The organism is Vineibacter terrae (assembly GCF_008039615.1).
Classification (GTDB): Bacteria; Pseudomonadota; Alphaproteobacteria; order Reyranellales; family Reyranellaceae; genus Vineibacter; species Vineibacter terrae.
The window spans coordinates 51,670-59,801 of record NZ_VDUZ01000052.1 but is presented as its reverse complement, the minus strand read 5'-3'; the positions used below and the strand labels follow the sequence as shown (position 1 = coordinate 59,801).

The following is an 8,132-nucleotide window of genomic DNA, read 5'->3' as shown; positions in this document are numbered from 1 at the left end:
CGCCACGGCGCCGTCACGCCAAGACCCAGTGCCAGCACCCGATTCCCGTCCAACCCAACCCCCGCTCCGTCTCTCGGCGAAGGTTACCAACAATTCCCCCCAATTCCATTCGCCACGTCGAGGAGCCTATAAAGTATACAAAAGGCGCCACCTAAAGCGTTCGTGAAAACCGATTATTTGTATACATTGAATGAACTTCTCGAGTGAGAATCCCGTCAACATACGGAGGCACCTGACCCTCCGGTGCCGATGAGCACTACGGGCGCGGCCCCATTCGCTATCACCGACTGTACCGGCTATCTCCGACCTTCGTCGCCATCGTCATCGCCCCGGCCAACCCCGAGACAGCGGACGCGTGAGCGCCAAGACCTCAAGGTTGCCTATATCACGAACATCGGGCAGAAGCTCGGCTGGGAAACAAAGTATTCGGTTCTTGGGGGCGGCATGGCACAGGCTCAAGCGGTTCCAGTTTTGATCAGCAACGACAATATTCGCTGTGAACTTGCCCGTATTCGCCTTGGGAGTGGCATGTACGATGAAAGTTGGCTTCAGGAATTGATCCACAATCATCCTGCCATGCTGCCGATGTCGGACATCGAGCCGGGTTTCGGCGAGCTGATTGCGGCGGCGCGTGAAGTGCCGTGCGGGCATGGTTCCATCGACAATCTCTACCTCACCCCGTCCGGTGACATCGTAGTCGTCGAGACCAAGCTGTGGCGCAACAGCGAGATGCGCCGGACAGTGGTAGCGCAAACGCTGGACTATATCGCGGCGCTTGGGGCGATGTCGTATGACGACCTACAGAAAGCGGTTGCCCGGGGGAAGCAGGCGGCAGCGCGGCTCTACGATCTCGTCCGCGACCATCCCGAAGCCCTGGAGGAGGCTGAGTTCATTGATGCCGTTGCGCGCAACCTGCGGCGGGGACGGATGGTGGCCATCATCGTGGGCGATGGCATCCGAGCGGAAACCGAAGCGCTGAGTAGTTTGCTGCAAAGCCACGCGGGCTCGCACTTCACTTTCGCGCTAGTGGAACTCGCGACGTGGAGGAGCGCGAAGACAGGCGACATCCTTGCGGTTCCCAGTACGTTAGCCAAGACCGTCATGATCGAGCGCGGCATCGTTCGCATCGAGCAGGGCGTTGCCGTCGTCCATCCTGTGCCGAAGGACGATCAGCGCGGCCCGCAGACCATCAGCTTGGCCGATTTCTGGGAGGAGATGGCAAAACGCGCCCCAACCCTGCCGGCCAATATTCGCTCGTTTCTGGCGGCGCTCGAACCCCTCGGAGTTTACCCGGACCTCAAGGCCAGTCTGAACATCAAGGCCGATCTGGCCGATCGCGAAAGGTCAGTCAATTTCGGCTACATCCAGAAAAGCGGTCAACTGTGGACCAACCCGGCGTCATGGGACCTCCCAGAGGGTGCATGGAAGCCTTACCTCGAGACGTTGGCTGGGCTGATCGAAGGCAAAGTTGTCACCGGCTCTAGCAACTACGTCAGCACAAACGGCAGGTCGGCACCGAGGATCGAGCAGTTTTTGCCGAAACACACAGATGCCTTCGTCGCCGCGATTGAGACGATGCTACAAAAGCTCAAGGCCGATCGCCTGCTGGACCGGGCCGAGTCGGGGCACACGAAAGAGGCTTTCCGCTAGCGTTAGCTGATGTCACAAGGAAGGTGTCTATGTCGAAGCAGGTCAATCCCGATAAGTTCACGTGGAAGCCCGGTGACGTCACCGTCATCGATCCCACGAAGAAGACCGAGCCGAAGCAGGAGCCTGAGCCGAAGAAGGAGCCCGAGCCGAAGAAATAATCGGCATTTCACATGGTCGCGCTCTATACCGTCCGGTACAATTTCGTGCGCACGCTTGACGACCCCATGGCTCCACAAGTGCTACGGCCCGTGTGACGCCGGGGTGTGGATCACCAGCGCAAACGACAGCACGTGGGACACCCTCCCGGCGACGTCCGGCATAACGAAGTTGACCACCGAGATCGAGCAGACAGCCGAACACCCAAACAGCGGGGGGCGCGAAAGATCGTCCGATCGAACAGTGAGGCGGCGGAGTTCACCGGACCGGGGGGCGCCCCCACAGGGCCGCAAAATTAGGGTGATCAAATCCGCACCACGCTCCAGGCGCGCACGTTGTCCAAAGGGCATCCGCCACAGTTCGGCGTGCCGGCGTGGCACCATTGCCTCCCTATCATCCAAGCGGGCAGTCACCGCGGCGAATACGCCGGAACCCGATGCGTTCGACAATCGTAAGGACCACCACCGCCCGAACCTTTGATGTTCTGGCTGTAGAACTGACCCGTAGAAAGGACGGACATCAGGCCCTCGAGCGTCGCCAGCGGCAAAGGGATGGCGGCATCGCAGCCTCGCGCGACGTGCTCGAGTTCGCTCAGACGCTTTGCGAAGCGGATCTTCGGATCATTGCCGGCCCGATAGAAATAAGGGAGGAGGGGCTGCCCGACGACGTTGCGGCGTAGGCAGATCGCCGGAACTCGCCGCGGGCCGTCGCGAGCAGGTGGTCGACCTGCACGCTCCAGTGACGGTCGCCCCGAAGGCCAGCATGCAGATCAGCAGGGCCGGCACAGCTTCGCCAGCGGCGAGGGTGCCAGCAACGGCGAAAAGGCCAACGTCGCAAGCGCGGGCTTGGTCGCGTCATGCCTGCGAGCCATGGCCGCAGATGCAGAACAGCCTCGCTGCCGTGGCGCTGAACCTGCGGCGGCGGCGGCGAGCTGCCTTTAAGGCCACCTACCTGAAGACTTGATCCATAGACGTGCATCCTGGATGCGTCTTCACGCTCTTCGTGCGCTGCCGGTGTAAGGGGACCGATCCTCCACCGAGGCCAGGACAGCAGAACGCCGGCCGGGCGATCGGTCAGCGAGAACACAGTAAGAGGTATTGATGTCGAGTGCTGGGGAGAGTTCCGGATGCGATCCGCTCCTGGAACTGACGCGGGAATGGCGCAAGCGGCACGGGCGGTTCCGGCCAACCGGGGTGCGGCGCAAAAAGCGCGCAAGGAAGCCCCTCGATCCGAAGGTGATCGCAGCGCGAGAAATGCGCGATTTCCTTGATCTAATGGAGGTAGACCTGGGACCAACCCGCGATGGCTCTCCTTTAGTAAGGGAAGGGTTCAGAAGGGCATTGTCGAGGCGTGTGTCGGACAAGAGGGAGATCCTACGATACCGAGACAGGAACCTGGCAGCGCCCTTGGACTACTACGAACTGCCCGAAGATATAAACCTTCGATTTGATACGTTGGGGATCTACTCCAGCGGATACCACACCCACTTCACTTTCAGACCCGGACCCACAAAGACGGCGGCTGCCCTTCGACACCCGAAGAGGTACGCTGCCTACATGCGCCATCTTCTCCGCACCGAGCTGAGGCGCGAATTCGGTCATGCAGTCCCACTCCTGTTTGTCGTCGAATGCAAGGATCCGGAAGGCGACGAGCATTCGGACCCACCCCATCTTCAGGGCGTTGTTGGGGTCCCATACACCGAGGCCGCCCGCCTCAGAGAGGTTCTGCTCACGGTGGGGCGCCCCTATGCTGACCTGCGCTTCGAGAAGTATCGGGCGGCGTGGTCTGGTCAGCCGTACAACCTCTTCAAATGGATGGGCTACAACGCGAAGAGCTTCGAGCTGACCAGCAAGCGGGTCCCTGGAAACCTGATCGTCTGCTCCCATGCCGTCACGCGCGAGGCAAGGGCCATCTATTCGGAGACTTGCGCCATCATCATGGCTGCCCGGGATAAGCCTTCTTCTCTTTCTTGATGCGCTGAAGCCGGGCGGTCTTGTTCATGGGCTTCTGGCGTGCGGGGTCCCCGTGGCGGCGCGGTATTCGTTTCCGGTGTCGTGCCCCTGTGATTGTTTCTAGGCGTTGCACGTCTTCCGATTTTTGAATCTACGGCCGATCTTCATGGGCGCATCCCCATGGCGTTCGATCCCGGCGATGTCCTGCTCGTCAGCGACGCCAGCTTCGCGTCCAGGTTTCCGCGCTTGCCATTCTTCTCCCGCGGCCCCAGGTCCCATGAGGGAACCCATCCCATTGGTCTGGCGATTGTCCTGGTATTCCGACATCGCCCGTCATCATTCCCGATCATTTCCGCGCACGTCTCCAACCTTCTTCCTCAAGGCGCTTCTGAGCATGCAGGACCGTATCATCGCCTTCCGCCCGATGAACAACAGCTCGGCCCGCTGGCGCCGCTGTACGGTTTTAAGATCGTCCCTAGATCTCGTTCGTCATCTATCGCCAAGGCATCCGTCTCAGGTGCGACCTTGGTGTTCTCAAGCTCTTCGTCACTGACCCCGCTCACCGACATTGGGGGGCCGTGTCCGTCGGCGGCCTCCACCAGGGCTGTGGTTTCCAGATGACCGCGCGACCGGCTTACCCTTGGCGCGCAGTTGGACTTTCTTGGGCGTCAGCATCCCTCGCCGTGTTCCGCGCGACCACTCCTTCGCCGGTCCATCTGCCGCGCCGGCTTCGCGCCCCATCTGGATCTTCGGCGCCTCTTCTCGCCGCCCATGGTCGGGCCGGTCGACTTCTGGGCGATAGCCTCGGCTTCTGTCCCCATCGTCGTCGACCTCGACGTGGCGTTCCGCGGGGTTCGAGATCAACTCCTCGCACCACATTGCTCTCCGGTTCCGTGCAGCATGCCATCGTCCAGAACATCCATCACCGCACGCACACGCCGGCTCTCGAAAGCGCACTTGCATTGGGCCTGCGGCGCGCAGTGATCTGCTTGGGCGCGCTACTCACCGATTATCGTGTTCTGCGATCGCTCTCGCCGCATCCCGGTGTCAGATACCCCGAGGGACAGTATATCGCTCCATTTTCGACTGACGCGCCACCCTGGTCGACATCCCGCATTCAGATACCCTCCAGGACGCGTTTTAAGACTCGCTGGAGCCCTTCCGCGTATGGTCGGATAGGGTGGTAGCGCATCGAGGTCGGCAACGCTCCGCGGGCTTTTATTTGCCCCTCATGAGGATAAACAAGAAAAGTCTCAAAGATACGCTTATGCGCATGATTTTCGGTCAGTAAACATGTACACTACAAAAGCAGTGTGCACATTACAATGCATACAGGAGCAAGGATTAAAAGTATTCTTGGCACCTTTTTTTTTGCGTGCCTCGACGTCACCGGCGCCGCAGTCGCCCTTGAGCGCACTGAGCCGAGCGGGAAGGGAACTACGCCCGCTTGGCGTCCTCCAGGTCGGCAAGCTCTCCCGATCGACGAAAAATTTGGCCGGGTCTCGATTCCTTGGTGCTCGCTTGCCTTGACCATCTCCGGCGAGTGGGCGGTCCACCTGCGCCGCTGGGGAAAGCGGATCTTTGGAAGGCAGAGCGGAAGGCCGCCCTTAATTGTCGCAAGTAAATCGCAGTGTGAAGAAGCCAATCCGTGTGGCTTCAAACTCAAACTTCGAGAAGTTACGTGTCTCATTATCCACTTCGACTACGTACCGGCGCTCACTTCCCCAGTACCTCTCCCCGTCGACTTCGTGCGCATGCACATAATATATCCCGTTTCTTGTACGCAGCGGTTTATCGTCGTCAGCCAGCAAAAATGACTGACCGGGGTCGGCCCTCCAATAACCCACGGTGACCCATTCATCGTTTGTAGTAAGATACCTGATCGCCGCGTCTATCGGCTTGTTGCATGCGTTGGAGAACTTAAAATTCCAACCATAATAAGCCGTGATCACGCGATCAGCCTTTGCGTTCGCGGCGCGTTCAATGTCCAGGTCATCGTGAATATTAAACCTGCGCCTTTCGATAATCTTGGTTGGAATTTTTGCGATGTACTCCGCCAAGAATGGGCGAATGCCACCGCGACGCTCATATTGAACGACATGCTCTAGCTCATGGAGCATTAGCAGCACATCGTTTCGGTCATCGAGATCGATTTTGCGTGGGAAGAAAATTCGATAGCCAATGGTGATTGCTTGACCGTGGCCGGTGTTAATATCCACCGCGAACCGCACCTTCCGTAGATCAATTTCCGGGTAGTAGCGGCCGACACCTGTGACCATCTCCTCTGGCAATTCCTGATACCGGCCCTCTGCCTGCCTATAGAGATAGTCAAGATAGTGATTAACTATCATACGGAGTTGGTGGAAAAGAGCGTTGCTGATTATTGTTTGAGGACAATCCCCTGGTCGTTCCAAGCACCTTTTGACATCCTCGTGCGATAGCGGCCCGAGCCCCGGACCACCACTTCGCCAAGGGCCTTCGTCCACGATCGGCGGAACACCTCGGCACGCTATCTTGCGAGCCTCACAAACTGGGTCGTTTCCTCGCACTTTGCATTTCCCGAACATCGATACCAAACACCGACGGCAGCTCTCGTTCGGGTCGCAGCCGAATGCTTCTGAGGTGAAGGAGGCAAGCAGGAGCGCGAGTAGTGCTGCAATGCTCAGCGTTGATTTGGTAACCATGAATCCCCCAATGGTCCCAACCATCACGCTAGGAAGATACAGGAACTCAAACTTTTCTGGTAGAGGGGTGAGTGCCGATCTTCAACTCGTTCGCCGCTTGGGTTTGCTTCCGCGGCCCCGCCAGGTTCATCGACGGAGTAGGGAACTACACCCAGACCATCAGCAAGGTGGTCGCCCTCTCCATCAAGATCGGTGACGGCGTCTCGCCCAGGTACGCCCTGGGCCATTCCCTACTACATCGGCAAAGCCAGCACCGGTGAGATTTACAAAATCGTCCCGGAGCTCGGCAGTTATTCCCGACGGATGACGACACGTTGGCGCGGCGGATCCAGGCCGAAACTCCGGCGCGACTCACCTCGTCGTATAGGAGCAGGCCATGGAAAGCTCGGTGATCATCGCAACTGTGCTCTCGACCGCCGGCCTGTTCGCGGCGATCATGGGCATCGTCGCATCATCCCGCGAAAAGCGCCTTGAGCGCAGAATGGGAAGCATCCAGCGAAAGCTGTCGCTTCTTCTGCAACACTTCAACGTTGACCCGGGTTCGATGCCACCGCCTTCCGAACGGGGCAGACGACTCGTCGCGCTTCCCGACGGGAAAATGAAGGCAATTAGGACCTATCGTGAAGAGACAAGCACGTTCTGATCCATGCGACCGCGGTTCAGTCGATCTCGTGGGTTCCGGTCGTAGCGTGTGAGTGGCGGCGGCATGGGCGGACTTGGCTAGGCTCCCCTGTTAGCGAGCCATCTGTGACTGGAGGATGGAAAGTAGACTGCAAACATGATAAATTGCGGCAGTAAGGAGAACCGGACGTGCAACCGCACCAAGGGTGCCGGCGCGCAATTGGGGACAAACCACGGCTAAGGACGGCGTAACACCCGAAGCCCTCAGTGGCCTCGCCAAATTCCTCGAATATGGGCCGCTCGGGTTGGCCGGTCTGATGCTGGTGATCATTATGGTCGCCGTCACCGTGAGGAAGCTGACGCCGGCGATGGAACGAACGCTGCGCCATCTCATGTACATCATCGGCGGATGCTTCGCCCTTGCTCTAGCCGCGCAGTTCTTCAAGTCTCCAGCGGAATTGTACCTGAATGTCATTCCGCTAAACGCCGAAGCGTTTGGGGGACTTCCGCAGCCGACTGTCAAAGCAAACAAGGAGCCAATGAAAATGGACGAGGCGTACCTGTGAGAGGCACCGTGACGGTGTATGTCGATGTTTCGAGGCTGTTGGACGTAGGCAAAATGTTTCAGTCGAAAAGTGCGGCGCAATCGGCCGTCGGCAAAGACATCCTGGTTCGCGTCGGCCAGTTTGAGGATTTTGTGAGATCCCAGGAGCCCAGCTCGGGAGGAGCAAGCGGGATTGTGAGGGTTGAAGCCTCCGAATGGGATAAATTCCTACGGCAGGTGACGGACGTTAAGGCCCTCGTGGCGAAATATTCACAATTCGTCGAAGAGGACGACCGCATCGAGGTGTACATCGCTGCTCACGGTATGCCCGGTATGCGCGTTGGCGCTTACACGTGCGCGCAACGCGATCCTCTATCACCGCCGCTCGGGTTAAGAAGCGTGGCATAGGCAGCCCGACCGACGCTTCACCTCACCGGCACCACCCCGTCCGGGGTAGGTTCCCAGGTGGGCTTTCAACAACCCAAGGCCCTGACTCACGCTCTCCCTCCCGGCGCCTACCGCTCC

General features: G+C 59.1%; 8 protein-coding genes. 7 read left to right on the top strand and 1 reads right to left on the bottom strand.

All coding sequences use genetic code 11. From position 1 onward, the window contains the following. The first annotated feature begins 444 nt into the window (after positions 1 to 444). The 4 genes from FHP25_RS32835 to FHP25_RS41085 all read left to right on the top strand — a co-directional run bounded on the left by FHP25_RS32835 (position 445) and on the right by FHP25_RS41085 (position 3,779). Positions 445 to 1,650, top strand: coding sequence for a PDDEXK family nuclease (locus tag FHP25_RS32835; protein ID WP_147851220.1), 1,206 nt, complete (start codon positions 445 to 447; stop codon positions 1,648 to 1,650). Between the two features lie 29 nt (positions 1,651 to 1,679). Beyond that, positions 1,680 to 1,808 (top strand): hypothetical protein, encoded by a 129-nt coding sequence (locus FHP25_RS42320; protein ID WP_269434417.1) that lies wholly within the window; start codon positions 1,680 to 1,682, stop codon positions 1,806 to 1,808. Between the two features lie 434 nt (positions 1,809 to 2,242). After that, positions 2,243 to 2,485 carry a hypothetical protein gene (locus FHP25_RS41585; RefSeq protein ID WP_147851219.1) on the top strand — a complete coding sequence of 81 codons (243 nt, stop codon included), beginning with the start codon at positions 2,243 to 2,245 and terminating at the stop codon, positions 2,483 to 2,485. Positions 2,486 to 3,059: 574 nt separating this feature from the next. Then, positions 3,060 to 3,779, top strand: a complete 720-nt coding sequence (locus tag FHP25_RS41085) for a hypothetical protein (protein WP_178133968.1) — start codon at positions 3,060 to 3,062, stop codon at positions 3,777 to 3,779. Positions 3,780 to 5,365: 1,586 nt separating this feature from the next. Here the strand turns inward: FHP25_RS41085 and FHP25_RS41080 are convergent. Beyond that, on the bottom strand, positions 5,366 to 6,037 hold the full coding sequence (locus FHP25_RS41080) for an eCIS core domain-containing protein (protein ID WP_178133967.1): 672 nt from the start codon (positions 6,035 to 6,037) through the stop codon (positions 5,366 to 5,368). 781 nt (positions 6,038 to 6,818) lie between these two features. Between FHP25_RS41080 and FHP25_RS32815 the strand changes: the two genes are divergently transcribed. From FHP25_RS32815 to FHP25_RS32805, 3 genes are all read left to right on the top strand, one after another. After that, entirely contained in the window at positions 6,819 to 7,085 is a 267-nt protein-coding gene (locus tag FHP25_RS32815; RefSeq protein ID WP_147851216.1) for a hypothetical protein, read from the top strand. Between the two features lie 184 nt (positions 7,086 to 7,269). After that, the gene (locus FHP25_RS32810) at positions 7,270 to 7,629 is read left to right on the top strand and encodes a hypothetical protein (protein ID WP_147851215.1); all 360 of its coding nucleotides are present in this window, start codon (positions 7,270 to 7,272) and stop codon (positions 7,627 to 7,629) included. Positions 7,630 to 7,637: 8 nt separating this feature from the next. Continuing rightward, positions 7,638 to 8,015 (top strand): hypothetical protein, encoded by a 378-nt coding sequence (locus FHP25_RS32805; RefSeq protein WP_147851214.1) that lies wholly within the window; start codon positions 7,638 to 7,640, stop codon positions 8,013 to 8,015. Positions 8,016 to 8,132: the final 117 nt, after the last annotated feature.

Bases quoted from the DNA above. Each gene is read 5' to 3' on its own strand.
- FHP25_RS32835 (WP_147851220.1), top strand. From the start codon at position 445: ATGGCACAGGCTCAAGCGGTTCCAGTTTTGATCAGCAACGACAATATT.
- FHP25_RS42320 (WP_269434417.1), top strand. From the start codon at position 1,680: ATGTCGAAGCAGGTCAATCCCGATAAGTTCACGTGGAAGCCCGGTGAC.
- FHP25_RS41585 (WP_147851219.1), top strand. From the start codon at position 2,243: ATGCGTTCGACAATCGTAAGGACCACCACCGCCCGAACCTTTGATGTT.
- FHP25_RS41085 (WP_178133968.1), top strand. From the start codon at position 3,060: ATGCGCGATTTCCTTGATCTAATGGAGGTAGACCTGGGACCAACCCGC.
- FHP25_RS41080 (WP_178133967.1), bottom strand. From the start codon at position 6,037: ATGGTCACAGGTGTCGGCCGCTACTACCCGGAAATTGATCTACGGAAG.
- FHP25_RS32815 (WP_147851216.1), top strand. From the start codon at position 6,819: ATGGAAAGCTCGGTGATCATCGCAACTGTGCTCTCGACCGCCGGCCTG.